Origin of the sequence: Pseudomonas sp. MD195_PC81_125 (assembly GCF_014060985.1) — a bacterium.
Taxonomy (GTDB): domain Bacteria; phylum Pseudomonadota; class Gammaproteobacteria; order Pseudomonadales; family Pseudomonadaceae; genus Aquipseudomonas; species Aquipseudomonas parakoreensis.
Genome location: NZ_JABULD010000571.1, coordinates 1 through 17,846, shown reverse-complemented (window position 1 = coordinate 17,846; position 17,846 = coordinate 1). Strand labels below are relative to the sequence as shown.

The window sequence follows — 17,846 nt, the reverse complement described above, 5'->3', positions numbered from 1 at the left end:
ATTTTGATCTTAAAAAGCCTGATCAAAAGATCGCAGCCTTCGGCAGCTCCTACAGGGGATCAGCGTCAGACCTGAGCGGTACGCAGTTTTTCGCTGCGCCCACGCAGCCATTCAAGGGTCAGCAACAGGATGACGGAGAACGCGATCAGCAAGGTTGCCGCAGCAGCAATCGTCGGGCTGAGGTTCTCGCGAATCCCGCTGAACATCTGCCGGGGCAGCGTCGCTTGCTCGGGGCCGGCGAGGAACAGCGTCACCACCACTTCATCGAACGACGTGGCGAAGGCGAACAGCGCCCCGGAAATCACCCCCCGGTGCGATCAGCGGCAGAGTCACCCGGCGGAACGTGGTCAATGGCGAAGCCCCTAGGCTGGCCGCCGCCCGTACCAGGTTGTGGTTGAACCCTTGCAGCGTTGCCGACACAGTGATGATCACGAACGGCACGCCGAGCACCGCGTGCACCACGATCAGCGAGAAGAAGCTGTTACCCAGCCCCAGCGGCGCGAAGAACAGGTAACTCGCCACACCAATGATCACCACCGGCACCACCATCGGCGAAATCACCAGCGCCATCACCAGCGCCTTGCCGGGGAAATCGCCGCGGGTCAGGCCGATCGCGGCCAGGGTGCCGAAAACCATCGCCAGCACGGTCGCGGCGGGGGCGACGATGATGCTGTTCTTCAGCGAGCGCATCCATTCCGCCGAGGCGAAGAAATCCTGATACCAGTGCAGCGAGAAACCTTGCAGCGGATACACCAGGAAACTGCCCGAGTTGAACGACAGCGGCACGATGACCAGCACCGGCAGGATCAGGAACAGCAGGATCAGGCCGCAGAGGATCCGCAAGCTGTAGAACCACACCCGTTCAATGGGCGACATGTAAGGACTCAGCATTTCAAACTCCCCTTAGCTCAGGCGCAGGCGACTGGCGCCCACCAGCCAGCTGTAGATCAGATAAAGCACCACGGTCGCCAGCAGCAACAAGCCGCCCAGCGCAGTGGCCATGCCCCAGTTGATGCTGGTGTTGGTGTAGAACGCGACGAAGTAGCTGACCATCTGATCGTTCGGACTGCCGAGCAGCGCCGGGGTGATGTAGTAGCCGATGGCGAGGATGAACACCAACAGGCAACCGGCGCCGACACCGGCGTAGGTCTGCGGGAAATACACCCGCCAGAAACTGGCGAACGGATGGCAGCCCAACGATATGGCGGCGCGCATGTAGGTCGGCGAGATGCCTTTCATCACGCTGTAGATCGGCAGGATCATGAACGGCAGCAGAATGTGCACCATCGAGATGTAGACCCCGGTGCGGTTGAACACCAGCTCCAGCGGTTTATCGATGATGCCCATGGCCATCAGCGCGCTGTTGATCAGCCCGCCCGACTGCAGCAACACGATCCACGCCGCAACCCGCACCAGAATCGAGGTCCAGAACGGCAGCAACACCAGAATCATCAGCAGGTTGCTCTGCCGCGATGGCAGGTTGGCCAGCAGGTAAGCCAGTGGATAAGCGAGGAACAGGCAGATCACGGTGATGACCAGGCCCATCCAGAAAGTCCGGGCGAAGATGTCGAGGTAGATCGCCTGATCCGGGGTGGCCGGGGCCAGTTCGCCGAGATCGTCGATACGGTGATCGACCGCCGCCAGCAGGTAATACGGGGTGATGCTACTGGTGTTGCGTTTGACCGCTTGCCAATAGGCCGGATCGCCCCAACGCTCGTCGAGCGCTTCGAGGGCTTCTTTGTAGGAGGCCGGTTCGCTGGCGAAAGGCAGCGCCCGGGCGGTTTTGGTCAGCAGGCTGCGATAGCCGGCCAACTCCATGTTCAAGCGCTTGGACAGATCGCCCAGCGTCTGGTTTTTGCGCGCTTCAGCGAGGTCTTCGCCAGCCGCTTTGTACACCGGTTCAGCAGGCAGGCCACGGCCATCCCAACTGGCGATGGCCGCCACGGTGCGCGGCATGCCGCCAACCACTTCCGGGTTGCCGACGCTTTTATAGAGCAGCGCCACGATCGGCACCAGAAACACCAGCAACAGAAACAGCACCAGCGGCGCAATCAACGCCTGGGCCTTCCAGCGGTTGACCCGCTCGGCGTGCTTGAGCTTCTGCTTCAAGGTGGGGCTGGCGCCCTCGTTCAGGGGAACGGCGATGGCCATGACGTACTCCGCAAATCTTTGATCATTACAGAGGTGGCGAACCACCTCTGTTGTGTTGAAACACCAAAACTCTCAGATGAGTTTTTGTGGCGAGGGGATTCATCCCCGATCGGCTGCGCAGCAGTCGTAAAACCTGAGAATCCGGTTTATCTGACACACCGAGCGGGTATGGCTTCGGGGGCTGCTTCGCAACCCATCGGGGATGAATCCCCTCACCACACAAGCTACTTCGCCACAAAGTCTTCCTTCAGATTGTGGTTACTTCGCAGCCCAGGAGTTGAAGCGCTGCTCCAGTTGCTCGCCGTTGTCAGCCCAGAAGCTGACGTCGATCTGCACCTGGTTGGCGATGTTTTCCGGAGTGGTCGGCATGTCTTTCAGGATCGCCTTGTCCAGCAACGGCACGGCCTGGGAGTTGGCCGGTCCATAGGCGATGTTTTCCGAGTAGGTCTTCTGCTGTTGCGGCTGCACCGAGAACGCGATGAATTTCTTCGCCGCTTCGGCGCGCTTGGCGTCCAGACCTTTCGGGATCGCCCAGGCGTCGAAGTCGTAGATGCCGCCGTTCCACACCACTTTCAGGTTGGATTCTTTCTGCACGGCGGCGATGCGACCGTTGTAGGCCGAGCTCATCACCACGTCACCGGAAGCGAGGTACTGCGGTGGCTGGGCGCCGGCTTCCCACCACTGAATGTTCGGTTTGAGCTCATCCAGTTTCTTGAATGCACGATCCTGACCACCCTTGCTCGCCAGTTCTTTGTAGACGTCTTTCGGCGCTACACCGTCGGCCATCAGCGCGAATTCCAGGGTGTACTTGGCGCCTTTGCGCAGGCCACGCTTGCCCGGGAATTTCTTGGTGTCCCAGAAATCGGCCCAGCTGGTTGGCGCGGTTTTCAGCTTGTCAGCGTTGTACGCGAGCACGGTCGACCAGACGAAGAAGCCCACGCCGCAAGGCTGAATCGCACCTTTGACGTAATCTTCGGTTTTGCCGAACAGCGCCGGGTCGAGTTGTTCGAACATGTCTTCATCGCAACCACGGGACAGCTCCGGCGATTCAACTTCCACCAGATCCCACGACACACTCTTGGTGTCGACCATGGCTTTGACCTTGGCCATTTCGCCGTTGTACTCGCCGGCCACGATCTTGCCGTTGCCCGCGGCTTCCCACGGTGCGTAGAAGGCTTTGACTTGCGCCGCCTTGTTCGCCCCGCCAAACGACACCACAGTCAAATCGGGACCGGCGGCCATCGCGCTGGCCGCACCCATCAGGCCCAGGGTCAGGGCGGTGAACTTCAGGGATCTCAACATTTATTGTTCTCTCCACGTGCAGGGTTGGTGTTGGTATTGCCGGGGCGATCAATGCGCCTCTAGAAGTGGGTCGAGTGCACGAACGTGCTCGACCTGCCAGCCAAGCGGTACCACGTCTCCGACCGCGAGCCCGGGATCGAGCTCGGCAATCGGCTGTTTCACGAAGAAGTCGGTCTTGCCGCAGACTTCCAGGCGCACCCGGACGTGGTCGCCCAGATAGATGAATTCCGCCACCCTCCCTGAGAAGCGGTTGACGCATTGGTCGCTCGAGCCATTGAGGCTGACGCGCTCCGGGCGGATCGACAGCGTCACCGGCTCGCCGGTCTGGCCGACGTTGACCGCCAGCGCCTCGACCTTCTCGCCCCGACCCAACTCGACCACGCAACGCTCGCCGCTCTGGCTGAGCAGACGGCCGTTGAGGCGGTTGTTCTCGCCGATGAAGTTGGCGACGAAGGTGTTTTTCGGTTCTTCGTAGAGGGTGCGCGGCGGCGCGATCTGCTGGATTTCGCCCTGATGGAACACGGCGACGCGGTCGGACATGGTCAGCGCTTCACCCTGGTCGTGGGTCACGTAGACCACGGTCACGCCGAGACGCTGGTGCAGGTGCTTGATCTCCATCTGCATGTGTTCGCGCAGTTGCTTGTCGAGCGCGCCCAGCGGTTCGTCCATCAGCACCAGTTGCGGTTCGAACACCAGCGCCCGGGCCAGCGCCACCCGCTGCTGCTGACCGCCGGAGAGTTGCGCCGGATAACGTGAGGCGAACGCGTCGAGCTGGACCATGCTCAGGACTTTCTTGACCTTGTCGCTGACGTCGCTCTTGTTCAGGCCGCGCACGGTCAGCGGGAAGGCCAGATTCTCGGCCACGGTCATGTGCGGGAACAGCGCGTAGTTCTGGAACACCATGCCGATGTCGCGCTTGTGCGGCGGCACGTTGTTGATTGCACGGCCGGCGAGGAGGATTTCGCCGGCGGTCGGCGTTTCGAACCCGGCGAGCATCATCAGGCTGGTGGTCTTGCCCGAGCCGGACGGCCCGAGCAGGGTCAGGAACTCGCCTTTGCGAATGTCCAGGTTGAGGTCTTTGACGATCAGGTTCTCGCCGTCGTAGCTCTTCTGCACTCCACGAAAGCTGACCAGCACGTCACTGGCCCCTGCGTTTGAATCGACCTGGCTCATACCCACACCTTTGTTATTGGTAACTGCTGTGGATTAAGCCTAGTGGCTGGCGCCAGCCACGCAAATCGGGGCGCAGGAGAGAATCGCCTCAGCGGGATGGAAGGTTGGGGGTAGGGATTGCCCTACAAGGATGGCGCGTTTTGGCAAGCGAGCGACGAGCGCCAAGCTGCGAGCCGCAAGAACAAGCAAAAGCGGTTGTCGCTGATGGATATGCCCACACGGTTCTAACTGTAGGAGCTGCCGAAGGCTGCGATCTTTTGATCTTGATCTTATGAAAACAAGATCAAAAGATCGCAGCCTTCGGCAGCTCCTACACACGGGATCAATGTGCTTAGAGGAGTTTGTGCTCCATCGCGTATTTGACCAGTTCGGCCAGCGAGGTGATGTTGAGCTTCTGCATCAGCCGCGCCTTGTGCGTGCTGATGGTCTTGCTGCTCAGCGCCAGTTGCTGGGCGATGTCGTTGACGTTGGCGCCTTGGGCCAGGCGTTCGAACACCGAGAATTCGCGCTCGGACAGCAACGAATGCAACGGTCGCGTGTCGGTCAGGCCGACCTCGAAGACCATCCGGTCGGCCAGCTCCGGGTCAATGTAGCGCCCACCCGCCGCGACCTTGCGAATCGCCGTCAGCAGCAACGCGGGATCACTGTCTTTGGTCGCATAACCAGCAGCGCCGACCTTTAGCGCGCGAGCGGCCATTTGCGCTTCATCGTGCATCGAAAGCACCAGAATCGCCGGTGGATTGTTCAACGCGCGAATCCGCGGGATCGCCTCCAGACCGTTGACGCCAGGCATCGAGATGTCCAGCAGCACCACCTCGCACGGCACACTGCGCAGGGTTTCGAGCAACTGCTCGCCATTGCTCGCCTCCCCCACCACTTGCAGGTCCTTGGCCAGGCCGATCAATTGCTTGATGCCTTCCCGGACGATGGTGTGGTCTTCGGCTACCAGTACACGGATCACTTGCCTCTCCTCGATATTTGCATTGACGCTAAAAGATCGCAGCCTTCGGCAGCTCCTACAGGGGGGCGGTGTGGAGGGCTCACCCTTTGAAACCACCGTGACCCGAGTCCTGACCCGATGAACACAGCATTCCGCAAAAACCTGCCCGGCAGTTCCCTGGATTATTTCGACGTCCGTGCGGCCGTCGAGGCGATTCAGCCCGGCAGCTACGACACTCTGCCGTACACCTCCCGCGTGCTGGCGGAGAACCTGGTGCGTCGCTGCGACCCGGCCACGCTCACCGACTCCCTCAAGCAACTGATCGAACGCAAGCGCGACCTCGACTTCCCGTGGTTCCCGGCGCGCGTGGTCTGCCACGACATTCTCGGCCAGACCGCGCTCGTGGACCTCGCCGGCTTGCGTGACGCGATTGCGCAACAGGGCGGTGACCCGGCGCAGGTCAACCCGGTGGTGCCGACGCAACTGATCGTCGACCACTCGCTGGCGGTGGAAGCGGGCGGTTTCGACAAGCAGGCGTTCGAGAAGAACCGCGCCATCGAAGACCGGCGCAACGAAGACCGTTTCCACTTCATCAACTGGACCAAAAAGGCCTTCAAGAACGTCGACGTGATCCCGCCGGGCAACGGCATCATGCACCAGATCAACCTGGAGAAAATGTCTCCGGTGATTCAGGTGCGTGACGGCGTGGCGTTCCCCGACACCTGCGTCGGCACCGACAGCCACACCCCGCACGTCGATGCACTGGGCGTGATCGCCATCGGCGTCGGTGGCCTCGAAGCCGAGAGCGTGATGCTCGGTCGCGCCTCGTGGATGCGCCTGCCGGAAAGCGTCGGCGTTGAACTGACCGGCAAGCTGCAACCGGGCATCACCGCCACCGACATGGTGCTGGCCCTGACCGAGTACCTGCGCAAACAGAAAGTCGTTGGCGCCTGGCTGGAGTTCTTCGGCGAAGGTGCCTCCGCGCTGACCCTTGGCGACCGTGCGACCATCTCCAACATGGCCCCGGAATACGGCGCCACGGCGGCGATGTTCTACATCGACCAGCAGACCATCGACTACCTGAAACTCACTGGCCGTGAAGACCAGCAAGTGCAGTTGGTCGAGCAGTACGCCAGACTCAACGGCTTGTGGGCCGACAGCCTGAAAGGCGCGCAATACGAGCGTGGCCTGAGTTTCGATCTGTCTTCGGTGGTACGCAACATGGCCGGCCCGAGCAACCCGCACGCCCGTGTGGCGGTAGCGGATCTGGCGGCCAAAGGCATCTCCGGGCAGTGGGACGACGTGCCGGGGCAAATGCCTGACGGCGCGGTGATCATCGCCGCGATCACCAGCTGCACCAATACCAGCAACCCGCGCAACGTGATCGCCGCCGGCCTCTTGGCGCGTAACGCCAACAAGCTGGGGCTGACGCGCAAACCGTGGGTCAAATCCTCGCTGGCGCCGGGTTCGAAAACCGTAGCGCTGTACCTCGACGAAGCGGGGCTGACCACGGAGCTGGAACAACTCGGTTTCGGCGTCGTCGCGTTTGCCTGTACCACCTGCAACGGCATGTCCGGCGCACTCGATCCGGTGATCCAGCAAGAGATCATCGACCGCGACCTGTATGCGACTGCTGTGCTCTCCGGCAACCGCAACTTCGACGGCCGCATTCACCCGTACGCCAAACAGGCGTTCCTCGCGTCGCCGCCGCTGGTGGTCGCTTACGCCATCGCCGGGACCATCCGTTTCGACATTGAAAAAGACGTGCTGGGCGTGGTCGATGGCAAGGAAATCCGCCTGAAAGACATCTGGCCGAGCGACGAAGAAATCGACGCGGTGGTGAAATCTTCGGTCAAGCCTGAGCAGTTCCGGCAGGTCTACATCCCGATGTTCGCCGTCCACGAAGACACCGGCCCGAAAGTCGCGCCGCTGTATGACTGGCGCGAAATGAGCACCTACATCCGTCGGCCGCCGTACTGGGAAGGCGCACTGGCCGGGGCGCGTCCGCTCAAGGGCATGCGCCCGCTGGCGGTGCTGCCGGACAACATCACCACCGACCACCTGTCGCCCTCCAACGCGATCATGCTCGACAGCGCCGCCGGCGAATACCTGGCGAAAATGGGCCTGCCGGAAGAGGACTTCAACTCCTACGCCACGCACCGCGGCGACCACCTGACCGCGCAGCGTGCAACCTTCGCCAACCCGAAACTGTTCAACGAAATGGTCCAGGAAAACGGCAAGGTCAAGCAGGGTTGCTGGCGCGGGTCGAGCCGGAAGGCAAGGTGATGCGCATGTGGGAAGCTATCGAAACCTACATGGAGCGCAAGCAGCCGTTGATCATCATTGCCGGCGCCGACTACGGCCAGGGCTCCTCCCGCGACTGGGCGGCGAAAGGTGTGCGTCTGGCAGGCGTGGAAGCGATCGTCGCCGAAGGCTTCGAGCGTATCCACCGCACCAACCTGGTGGGCATGGGCGTGTTGCCGCTGGAGTTCAAACCGGGTACCGACCGTCACACGCTGGCCATCGACGGCAGCGAAACCTACGACGTGATCGGCGCCCGCACCCCGCGTGCCGACCTGACGCTGGTAATCCACCGCAAGAATGGCGAGCGCGTTGAAGTGCCGGTGACCTGCCGCCTCGACACCGCCGAAGAAGTGTCGATCTACGAGGCCGGCGGCGTGTTGCAACGCTTCGCCCAGGACTTCCTCGAAGAGTCGGCGGTTGCCGTTTAAAACAAGTTAAGCGACCAAGGGATGATGAATCCCTTGGTCCTTTGAGGAGCAACCATGGCTCACGCAGCTCATTTCGCACCGCAGATAAAAATACCCGCCACCTACATGCGCGGCGGCACCAGCAAAGGCGTGTTTTTCAGCCTCAAGGATCTTCCCGAAACCGCGCAGATTCCCGGCCCGGCCCGCGATGCCTTGCTGCTGCGGGTGATCGGCAGCCCCGACCCGTACGACAAGCAGATCGACGGCATGGGCGGCGCCACCTCGAGCACCAGCAAAACCGTGATCCTGTCCAAAAGCATCAAGGCTGATCACGACGTCGATTACCTGTTCGGTCAGGTCTCTATCGACAAACCGTTCGTGGACTGGAGCGGCAACTGCGGCAACCTCTCGGCAGCGGTCGGTTCGTTCGCCATCAGCAACGGTCTGGTGGACGCCAGCCGCATTCCGCACAACGGCGTCGCGGTGGTGCGCGTGTGGCAGGCCAACATCGGCAAGACCATCATCGCCCATGTGCCGATCACCAACGGCGAAGTGCAGGAGACCGGTGATTTTGAACTCGACGGCGTGACCTTTCCGGCCGCCGAAGTGCAGGTCGAATTCATGGACCCGGCGGCGGAAGAAGAGGGCGGCGGCGGTTCGATGTTCCCCACCGGCAACCTGATCGATCAGCTGGAGGTGCCGGGTGTCGGCACGTTCCAGGCGACCATGATCAACGCCGGGATCCCGACGATTTTCGTCAACGCCGCAGACATCGGCTACACCGGCACCGAGCTGCAAGGCGCGATCAACAGCGACCCGAAAGCGCTGCAGATGTTCGAAACCATCCGCGCCTACGGTGCGCTGCGCATGGGCCTGATTTCGAGTCTGGATGAAGCAGCGAAGCGGCAGCACACGCCGAAAGTCGCGTTCGTCGCCAAGCCTGCGGATTACGTCGCGTCCAGCGGCAAATCGATTGCTGCCGCTGATGTCGATCTGCTGGTGCGTGCATTGTCGATGGGCAAACTGCACCACGCGATGATGGGCACGGCAGCGGTGGCGATCGGCACGGCGGCGGCGATTTCCGGGACGCTGGTGAATCTTGCGGCGGGCGGTATCGAACGCAATGCCGTGCGCTTCGGCCACCCGTCCGGGACCTTGCGCGTCGGTGCCGAAGCCAGCCTGGAAAACGGTGAGTGGGTGGTGAAAAAAGCCATCATGAGCCGCAGTGCACGCGTCCTCATGGAAGGCTACGTGCGCATCCCTGGCGACTCCTTCTGAATCCAACACCGAACAGAACTGTAGGAGCTGCCGCAGGCTGCGATCTTTTGATTTTCAACCAAAGCGCTGCAAATACTCGACATGCTCCCGGTGCGCCACTTCCTGCACCACCGGCCTTAACCGCACCTGCGCCCCCGGCAGACACTGCGCCAGTCGCGCCAGCGCCAACGGCGTCAACGCTCCCAACCGTGGGTAGCCACCAATCGTCTGCCGATCATTGAGCAAGACAATCGGCTGCCCGTCCGGCGGCACCTGCACCGCGCCCAGCGGAATGCCCTCGGAAATCATCGGCCCGCCCTGGTACTGCAACGCCTTGCCCAACAGTCGAATGCCCATGCGGTCGGCACGACTGTCCAGTGCCCATGGACTGTTGAACACATCAAACAGACTTTGCCCGCTGAACTGGCCGATCTGTGCGCCGAGCACCAGATCCAGCGGTGCATTGAGGCGCAAATCAGGTCGATGCGCCAGCGGCACTTCACGCACCTGCAGAACCTCCCCGCGATAACTCAATGTCGCGCCCTTGGTCAGCGGCAACCCCATGCCATCCAGTCCACCCAGCTCTTCGCGCACCACCGTGGCGCTGCTGCCCAGCACCTGCGGCGCGTCGAAACCACCGGGCGCGGCCAGATAAGCCCGGGCGCCGAGCAGCGGTTGGGTGAACCTCAATGTCTGGCCTTGGCCCAGCTTGAAACTGCGCCACGGCGCCAGCGCCTGACCATCGATCTGCGCACCGAGATCAGCGCCGGCCAGCGCCAGCAAGCAATCGTCCTGCGCCACTACGGCAAATCCGCCAAGGGTGATTTCGATTGCAGGCAGATCCAGCCGGTTACCCAGCAGCCAGTTGGCCCAGTTCATCGAACACCAATCTGCTGCGCCGCCCTGCGTCACGCCCAAATGGCGCACGCCAAAACGCCCGGCGTCCTGCAACAAACTCAGCGGCGTGCTGGCTTCAATCGTCAGTCGGCTCATGCCAGCGCCTCCAGCGGTGTGTCATCACCGCCCAGGTTGATGAACTCGGCGTGGCTCACCGCTTCGAAACGCACGGTGTCGCCGGGTTGCATCAGGCTGTAGCCGTCGCGATGACGGTCGAACAGTTTCGCCGGGGTACGGCCGATCAGGTTCCAGCCGCCGGGGGACACCACCGGATAAGCCGCGGTCTGCCGTTCGGCGATGCCGACACTGCCGGCCGCGACTTTTTTGCGCGGGGTGTCCAGACGTGGCGCCGCGAGGATTTCTTCCACCAGTCCCATGAAGGCGAATCCCGGTGCGAAGCCGAGGGCGAACACCTGATATTCGCGAGCGCTGTGCCGACGAATCACCTCCTCCACCGCCAACCCGCTGCGCTGCGCCAACAGGCCCAGTTCGGGGCCGACACTCAGGTCGTACCAGACCGGCAACACATGGCACTGGCCACGGGTTCGTGCATTTGGCGACAGGTCGATCAAGGCTTCAGCGATCAATTCACGGGCCTGACTCGGGCTCAGCGCGGTCAGGTCGTAATGCACCATCAACGTGGTGTAGGACGGCACCAGATCGATCAACTGCGCGCCAAACACCGCACGCAGTCGCTCACTGGCGGCGAGCATCCACGGCATGTTGGCTTCGGCGATTTCATCGAACAGGCGCAGCATCAGGCAATCCACCGCCACCACTTCAATCCTTGGATTCATGGCGCACTCTGCTGATTCAGGGCCTCGCGAATGCGCCGCACGGCGGCCACCGAACTGGCGTTGTCGCCATGCACGCACAAGGTGTTGGCCTGCAGATGCAGCGCACTGCCGTCGCTGGCCACGAGGTCGCCGCCACGGGCGATAGTCAGGGCCTGTTCGATGATTGTTTCTGGTTCGTGATGCACCGCGCCCGCCAGTTGCCGCGACACCAGTCGACCTGCACTGTCGTAGGCACGGTCGGCGAAGGCTTCGAACCACAGGGTCACGCCGTATTCGTCACCGAGCTGCTGCGCCGCCGCATTGTCGCGGGTGGCCATCAGCATCAGCGGCAACGAGCGATCGTAAGCGGCGACGGCCTGAATCACCGCCCGCAACTGTGCCGGGTTGGCCATCATGTCGTTGTACATCGCGCCGTGGGGTTTGACGTAGCTGACTCGCCCGCCCTGCGCGCGGCAAATGCCGTCGAGCGCGCCGATCTGGTAATGCAGGATGTCTTGCAGCTCTTGCGCGGAATAGGCCATGGAACGCCGGCCGAAACCGACCAGATCCTGATAGGCCGGGTGCGCGCCGATCTGCACGCCGTGGCTCAGGGCCAGACTGACGGTCTTGCGCATGATGCCCGGGTCACCGGCATGGAAGCCGCAGGCCACGTTGGCGCAGTCGATGAAGGGCATGACTTCGGCGTCCAGACCCATGGTCCAGCTGCCGAAACTCTCGCCGATGTCACAGTTCAATAGCAGGCGGCTCACGGTGAACACTCCTGTAGCTTCTGGTCTTTTTATCTGTAGGACACTTGCAAGGCAGGTTATCAGTTACTGCGCATCCAGTTGCTTGCCACGGGTTTCCGGCAGGCTCAAGGCGGCCAGAATCACCACGCCGTAGGACACCGCCGCAAACGCACCGATCCCCACGCTCAGCGGTACCTTCTGGCTGAGCAGGCCAATCAGCAGCGGGAACAGAGCCGCCAGCGCCCGGCCGATGTTGTAGCAGAAGCCTTGCCCCGAGCCACGAATCCGCGTCGGAAACAACTCGGTGAGAAACGCGCCCATGCCGCTGAAAATCCCCGAGGCGAAGAAGCCCAGGGGAAAGCCCAACCACAGCATCACGCCATTGCTGACCGGCATCTGCGTGTATAGCAAGACGATGGTGAACGAGCCGACCGCGAACAGGATGAAGTTCTTTTTCCGACCAAGCAGATCAGTCAGATAAGCGCTGATCACATAGCCGACGTAGGAACCGACGATCACCATCGCCAGATAGCCGCCAGTGCCGAGCACACTCAGGCCGCGTTCGTTCTTGAGAAAAGTCGGCAGCCACGAGGTGATCGCGTAGTAACCGCCGAGCGCACCGGTAGTCAGCAAGGAGGCACGGAACGTGGTGAACAGCATGCCCGGGGCGAAGATCTCATAGAACTTCGCCGGATTTTCCGGGGTTTGCGCCGCCTTGGCTTCGCGGTAGATCTCCGGGTCTTTCACCAGCCGACGCACGAAAATCACGAACACCGCTGGCACGATGCCAAGGATGAACAGCGCCCGCCAGGCCTCTTCCGGCGGCAGCAGCGAGAACAGCAGCGCGTACAGAATCGCCGTCAGCCCCCAGCCCAAGGCCCAACCGCTCTGCACCATGCCCACCGCTTTGCCGCGATCCTTGGCGCGAATCACTTCACCGATCAGCACCGCGCCGGCGGTCCATTCGCCGCCAAAACCGAAGCCCATCAGGGTGCGGGCGATCAGCAACTGTTCGTAGTTCTGCGCGAAACCGCAGAGGAAGGTGAAGAAGGCGAACCACAGCACCGTCAGTTGCAAGGTGCGCACGCGGCCGATGCGGTCGGAAAGAATCCCCGCCACCCAGCCGCCAATGGCCGAGGCGATCAGCGTGCTGGTGTGAATCAGCCCGGCCTGCCCGGTGGTGATGCCCCACATGGCGATCAGGGTCGGCACCACGAAGCTGAGCATCTGCGTGTCCATACCGTCCAGGCCATAGCCGATCTTGCAGCTCCAGAAGGTGCGACGCTCTTGCTGATTGATGTTGCGATACCAGTCGAACGGTCCGGGGCGGGCCGTGCTCTTGGGGAGGTCGAGGGTGTCGGGCGCACGCATGGCAAGTCTCCGCAGGCTTTTATTGGTCTTGTTCGAAGTTCCGACGACGCCTATCGTGGGAACCGGATGCGCCGATTTTTCGTCGCCCGGCCCTGCTGCGTCCAACGAATAAAAACCCGCCTTAGGCATAAGAAAAATTTGTCACCCGAGCCGTTGCCATGAACCTGAAGTTTCTCGAGACCTTTGTCTGGGTCGCCCGGCTGAAGAGTTTTCGCCTGACCGCCGACAAGCTGTTCACCACCCAGGCGTCGATTTCCAGCCGCATCGCGGTGCTCGAAGGCGAGCTGGGGGGTGAAGCTGTTTCTGCGCGATTCACGCGGCGTCAGCCTGACGCCCGAAGGCCTGAAAGTGCTGGATTATGCCGAGCAGATGCTTGATACGATGTCGGCGCTCAAGCAATCAATCGAGACCCGCTCGAGCAAGGTCGGCCGGGTGCGCATCGGCGTGATGGACACGGTGATCCACACCTGGCTCAGCCCGTTGGTGGCGCAGATGACCGAACGGTACCCGAGGGTGGAAATCGAGCTGGTGGCGGATACCTCGCTGAATCTCTGCGATCAGCTGCAAAAAGGCTTTCTCGACATCGTTCTGCAAACCGATCTGGTGCGCCACGAAAGCGTGCGCAGCCTCGAGCTGGCCAGCCATCCGCTGGGCTGGATCGTCGCCAGCAACTCGATCTACAACCGCGAGTACGCCGACCTTGGTGAGCTGGCGCGGGAACGGATCATCACTTATTCGAAAAACTCCCGACCGCACCAGGACCTGCTGGCGTTGATGCAGGCCAACGGCGTGCTCGCGCCACGCCTGAACTGCGTGAATTCAGTGTCGGCGATTACCCGGTTGTTAGGTGATGGATTCGGCATTGGCGTATTGCCGCCGGTGCTGGTGGCCGAGGAACTGGCGCGGGGTGAACTGACTTTGCTCGACATCGACCAGCGCCCGCCGAATCTGCAGGTGGTGGTGTCGTGGCGAGTTGGCGTGGAGTGGGTCGAGGAGATGGTGACGTTGTGTCAGCAGGTGCTGGCGGGGTATGCGCGCAAGGTGGGTGAAAAGTACATCACCCTCACTCAGTAATCACACCTGTGGTGAGGGGATTTATCCCCGATGGACTGCGCAGCAGTCCTGAAACCTGAGCAATCAGGTTTATCTGACACACTGTTGAGGGCCGCTTCGCGCCCCATCGGGGATAAATCCCCTCGCCACAGAGAGCTTTGCAAGCTTTAGAGGCCGCGCACGTCGCGGTCTTCAATCGGGCGGCTCTGGCGCAAACGCCGGCCACCCAGCACCACCCAGTCAATCAGACGAATCAGGCACTCGATGCCGAACGACAGCAGCAACGCGCCGCTCATGCCCCAGATCATCGCTTCCGGGGTCAGCAGAATCTGGTAGCTGTAGCCGTTCCAGGTTTCCTTGCGAATATCCGGGTCGGCGGCCAGCACCACTTGCAGGAAGCGGATGTACCACGGGCCCTGCATCGCCTGGAACTGTTTATCCAGCGCCGTCTGGCGGTTGAGCAAAGTGCTCAGGCTGTCGGCATCGCTGCGAAATACCGGGTCGTCACTGGCGCGGTAATGCGCGACCAGCGCCTGCAAGTCGCCCTTGAAGAACTGCTCGGCGGTACCCTGAAAACCGCGCAGACCGGTCTGCGCTTCGATCAGATGGGCTTCGACGCGTTTGGCGTAATCGTTGATGAACCCCGGCACCTGGACACCGATCAACAGGCCCGCCGCAAACAACACCAGCCGTAGATAACTGAGCAACATCGAGGAGAGATCCTTTATTCGGTCGTGCCCTGGCTGACGCATTCGCCGCGTCGCCACAGGCTCCATTGGCCCGGTTGGTAACGGGTCCAGGTTTCGTTTTCGGTCAAAGGCTCGGTAGCGATCACCGTGACCACGTCGTTAGGCGTGGTTTCCGCCTGGAAATCGACGATCACATCGACATCCTTGAGCCGCGCCGGGCCGAACGGTGCGCGCCGGGTGATCTGTGCCAGTTTGGTCGAGCAATAGCAGAACAGCCAGTCGCCGTCACTGAGCAGGCAGTTGAACACGCCTTTGCTGCGGTACTCGGCACACGCCGCGACCAGATCCGGCAGCAGCACTTCTATATCGACCGGTTCCGGAAAAGCAGCACGCACGCGGTTGAGCAAATCGCAGAACGCCGCTTCGCTGTCGGTGTCGCCCACCGGGCGGTAGAAACTCTTGATCGGGGTGAAATCGGCGAGCTGGCCGTTGTGCGCGAAACACCAGTTACGGCCCCACAGTTCGCGGACGAACGGGTGGGTGTTGGACAGGCAGACCTTGCCGACGTTGGCCTGGCGGATGTGGCCGATGACCACCTCGCTTTTGATCGGATAGCGCTGCACCAGATTGGCGACTTCCGACTCGCTGCTGGCGGCCGGGTCCTGAAACAGGCGCAGACCGCGCCCTTCATAGAAGGCGATGCCCCAGCCGTCGCGGTGCGGGCCGGTACGCCCGCCGCGCTGCATCAGGCCGGTGAAGCTGAACACGATATCGGTCGGCACGTTGGCACTCATGCCCAGTAATTCACACATGTGCTGACTCTCGTGGTTACAGACGCGGCTCGACGCGCATGCGCTGCGGGTTGTTCGGCAATGGCGGGCGACCGTAACGGTCATCACCGGCACCGCCAAACGGCTGATCGTCGTCGCGATCATCGGCACGCGCCGCAGCCTTGGCGGCTTCGGCCTGCTCGCGACGGGCGCGCGAGGCGCGTTCGATCGGGAAGCGGATCAGCACGAAAACCAGGTAGATGCCGAAGGCAATCATGCCGTACATGAACAGGTCGGAAATCGCCCGCCAGGCGTTGTTGCCGACCTTGAAGGCCAGATCCAGCGCAGTGATGGCGATCGACGGTGCAACCTTGGCTTTCACCGGATCAATGATGGTCGGGCTGAACAGCAACACCGCCATCAGCACCCGCAGCGGCTCGCGCAGCCAGCGCCACATCCAGCGGGTCAGGCGCATCCATACCAACAGGCAGCCCACAGCGGCGAAGGCGTAGAGGCCCCAGGCGATCAGATAGTCGTTCTCGGTCATGGTGTCCATGGCAAGGCAGGCAAGTCGGGTAGAGACAGACCATTACTGGTCTGCCTCCCCCTAAGAACCGTACGTGCGCCTTTCAACGCATACGGCTCAAGTCTTTAGAAAGCCCCGGTTGGAGCCGGCTTGTTTACTGTCAATCCACGGCTGTGTAGCTGCTGATGACAAACTGGATGCAATAGTACTCGGTTATCCAAGGTGTCTCCACCGCCTTGCGAGCGGTGGATTACGTGATGGTCGTGCCACCCGCTTTCCTTGGTAATCGGTTGCTTGCACAGCGGACATAGACCTTTTTGGCTTTGAAAGAGACTTACGATCTGTTTCCGATACTTCAGCTTTTTAAGCATACGCACCATTCGTAATTTCTCTCCCATTTCCTCCATGGAGGGATCGAAGGGATTGTATTCCCCGCTCACCTTTCTATGCCGCTCGATCGCAGTGCTCGCTATTGAGTACAGGGGAGCTATTGCTTTCGTCCCGTCCGTCCTCATCGCCATGGTGGCGAACACCCAACTTCTGCCTTCATGGGGTTGGAAATAATCTCTCCTGACCCATTCCAACGATTTATTAGGATGTCGCCTTTTCGCCCAACGCCAGAGAGCATGGAAAACAGAGTTATCCATTCTGCTAAACGCCTTCTTGGCAACTACTGGCTGGTGGTACATCGCCCAGCCACGCAGTATCGGATTCAGCCGTTGGATCAGATCCTCTTGCTTTGCCGTTTTGTTGGTACTGATGACGTCCTTCACCTTGCGATAGAACGCTTTCACGTTTTTCTTGCTTGGCTTGATCAGGAGCTTTCCCTCGTACTTGCGGAAATTCCATCCCAGAAAGTCAAAACCTTTGTCTATGTGAACCACACGGGTTTTCTCGAGTGACAGCTGTAATCCTCGCAAAGCGAGGAATTTCTCCACCCAAGGTCTGATTTCGCTCTCCAGCATCTCTTTCGAGTTTCCGGTAATCACAAAGTCATCCGCATAGCGCACCACATTGATTTTCAGCTTCTTGGCCTTTGTCACGCCCAGATGTTGCTTGAGCTGTGACTCCAATCCATCCAGCACCATATTTGCCAAGGTTGGCGAGATGATCCCGCCTTGTGGCGTACCGGCATCCGTTGCCTGAAGCTGACCTTTATGAATCACTCCAGCCTTTAGCCATTTCCGGAGGATCGTTTTGTCCGTAGGGACATTGACGATCAGCCAGTCATGGTTGATGTGGTCAAAGCAACCTTTGATGTCCGCCTCCAGTACCCATTCGGCCGAAACCTTCTTGGATAAGCAGATGAACAGCTGTCCCATTGCGTCTGCGGTAGAGCGCTCGATCCTGAAGCCGTAGCTGTTCGGATCTCCGGTGGTTTCTGCAATGGGCGCCAGAGCTAGAAGGTATAGAGCCTGCATGGCCCTGTCAGTCATGGTCGGAATGCCCAGTGGGCGCTCCTTTCCGTTTGACTTCGGAAT

13 protein-coding genes and 3 pseudogenes are annotated in these 17,846 nt (G+C 61.1%); 3 read left to right on the top strand and 13 right to left on the bottom strand.

The features are described 5' to 3' along the window. Positions 1-65: 65 nt before the first annotated feature. From HT737_RS22900 to HT737_RS22880, 5 genes and pseudogenes are all read right to left on the bottom strand, one after another. Positions 66-891, bottom strand: a pseudogene (locus HT737_RS22900) (ABC transporter permease). Between the two features lie 12 nt (positions 892-903). Further along, complete coding sequence (locus tag HT737_RS22895; protein WP_047296966.1) at positions 904-2,151, bottom strand: ABC transporter permease; 1,248 nt, start codon at positions 2,149-2,151, stop codon at positions 904-906. A 258-nt stretch (positions 2,152-2,409) separates the two neighbouring features. Further along, positions 2,410-3,453 carry an ABC transporter substrate-binding protein gene (locus tag HT737_RS22890; RefSeq protein ID WP_121187472.1) on the bottom strand — a complete coding sequence of 348 codons (1,044 nt, stop codon included), beginning with the start codon at positions 3,451-3,453 and terminating at the stop codon, positions 2,410-2,412. 48 nt (positions 3,454-3,501) lie between these two features. Then, entirely contained in the window at positions 3,502-4,626 is a 1,125-nt protein-coding gene (locus tag HT737_RS22885) for an ABC transporter ATP-binding protein (protein WP_047296967.1), read from the bottom strand. Positions 4,627-4,957: 331 nt separating this feature from the next. Beyond that, positions 4,958-5,587: a response regulator transcription factor gene (locus HT737_RS22880; RefSeq protein WP_003228820.1), complete on the bottom strand. Its 630-nt coding sequence runs from the start codon at positions 5,585-5,587 to the stop codon at positions 4,958-4,960. A gap of 117 nt (positions 5,588-5,704) precedes the next feature. Here HT737_RS22880 and acnD point away from each other — a divergent pair. Both acnD and prpF read left to right on the top strand, forming a co-directional pair. Next, positions 5,705-8,298 (top strand): annotated as a pseudogene (gene acnD / locus HT737_RS22875) (Fe/S-dependent 2-methylisocitrate dehydratase AcnD). A 54-nt stretch (positions 8,299-8,352) separates the two neighbouring features. Next, positions 8,353-9,555 (top strand): 2-methylaconitate cis-trans isomerase PrpF, encoded by a 1,203-nt coding sequence (prpF, locus tag HT737_RS22870; RefSeq protein ID WP_182404061.1) that lies wholly within the window; start codon positions 8,353-8,355, stop codon positions 9,553-9,555. 54 nt (positions 9,556-9,609) lie between these two features. Here prpF and HT737_RS22865 read toward each other — a convergent pair whose 3' ends face one another. From HT737_RS22865 to HT737_RS22850, 4 genes are all read right to left on the bottom strand, one after another. Beyond that, the gene (locus HT737_RS22865; RefSeq protein WP_182404060.1) at positions 9,610-10,527 is read right to left on the bottom strand and encodes a biotin-dependent carboxyltransferase family protein; all 918 of its coding nucleotides are present in this window, start codon (positions 10,525-10,527) and stop codon (positions 9,610-9,612) included. Continuing rightward, a complete protein-coding gene (locus tag HT737_RS22860) occupies positions 10,524-11,228 on the bottom strand; it encodes an allophanate hydrolase subunit 1 (protein WP_182404059.1) in 705 nt (234 codons plus the stop codon). Before HT737_RS22860 ends, HT737_RS22865 begins: the two co-directional genes overlap by 4 nt. Then, positions 11,225-11,977 carry a 5-oxoprolinase subunit PxpA gene (locus HT737_RS22855; RefSeq protein WP_047292330.1) on the bottom strand — a complete coding sequence of 251 codons (753 nt, stop codon included), beginning with the start codon at positions 11,975-11,977 and terminating at the stop codon, positions 11,225-11,227. Before HT737_RS22855 ends, HT737_RS22860 begins: the two co-directional genes overlap by 4 nt. Before the next feature lie 63 nt (positions 11,978-12,040). Beyond that, complete coding sequence (locus tag HT737_RS22850; protein ID WP_047292328.1) at positions 12,041-13,327, bottom strand: MFS transporter; 1,287 nt, start codon at positions 13,325-13,327, stop codon at positions 12,041-12,043. A gap of 158 nt (positions 13,328-13,485) precedes the next feature. Between HT737_RS22850 and HT737_RS22845 the strand changes: the two are divergent. Continuing rightward, positions 13,486-14,401: pseudogene (locus HT737_RS22845) on the top strand (LysR family transcriptional regulator). A 146-nt stretch (positions 14,402-14,547) separates the two neighbouring features. Here HT737_RS22845 and HT737_RS22840 read toward each other — a convergent pair. The 4 genes from HT737_RS22840 to ltrA all read right to left on the bottom strand — a co-directional run. Beyond that, positions 14,548-15,090, bottom strand: coding sequence for a DUF2937 family protein (locus HT737_RS22840; protein WP_007969600.1), 543 nt, complete (start codon positions 15,088-15,090; stop codon positions 14,548-14,550). 14 nt (positions 15,091-15,104) lie between these two features. After that, positions 15,105-15,881 (bottom strand): class II glutamine amidotransferase, encoded by a 777-nt coding sequence (locus tag HT737_RS22835; protein WP_007969599.1) that lies wholly within the window; start codon positions 15,879-15,881, stop codon positions 15,105-15,107. Positions 15,882-15,897: 16 nt separating this feature from the next. Then, positions 15,898-16,395, bottom strand: a complete 498-nt coding sequence (locus HT737_RS22830; RefSeq protein ID WP_182404058.1) for an MFS transporter — start codon at positions 16,393-16,395, stop codon at positions 15,898-15,900. A 95-nt stretch (positions 16,396-16,490) separates the two neighbouring features. Then, a partial coding sequence (ltrA, locus tag HT737_RS22825; protein ID WP_182404057.1) for a group II intron reverse transcriptase/maturase occupies positions 16,491-17,846 on the bottom strand: 1,356 nt, incomplete at its 5' end.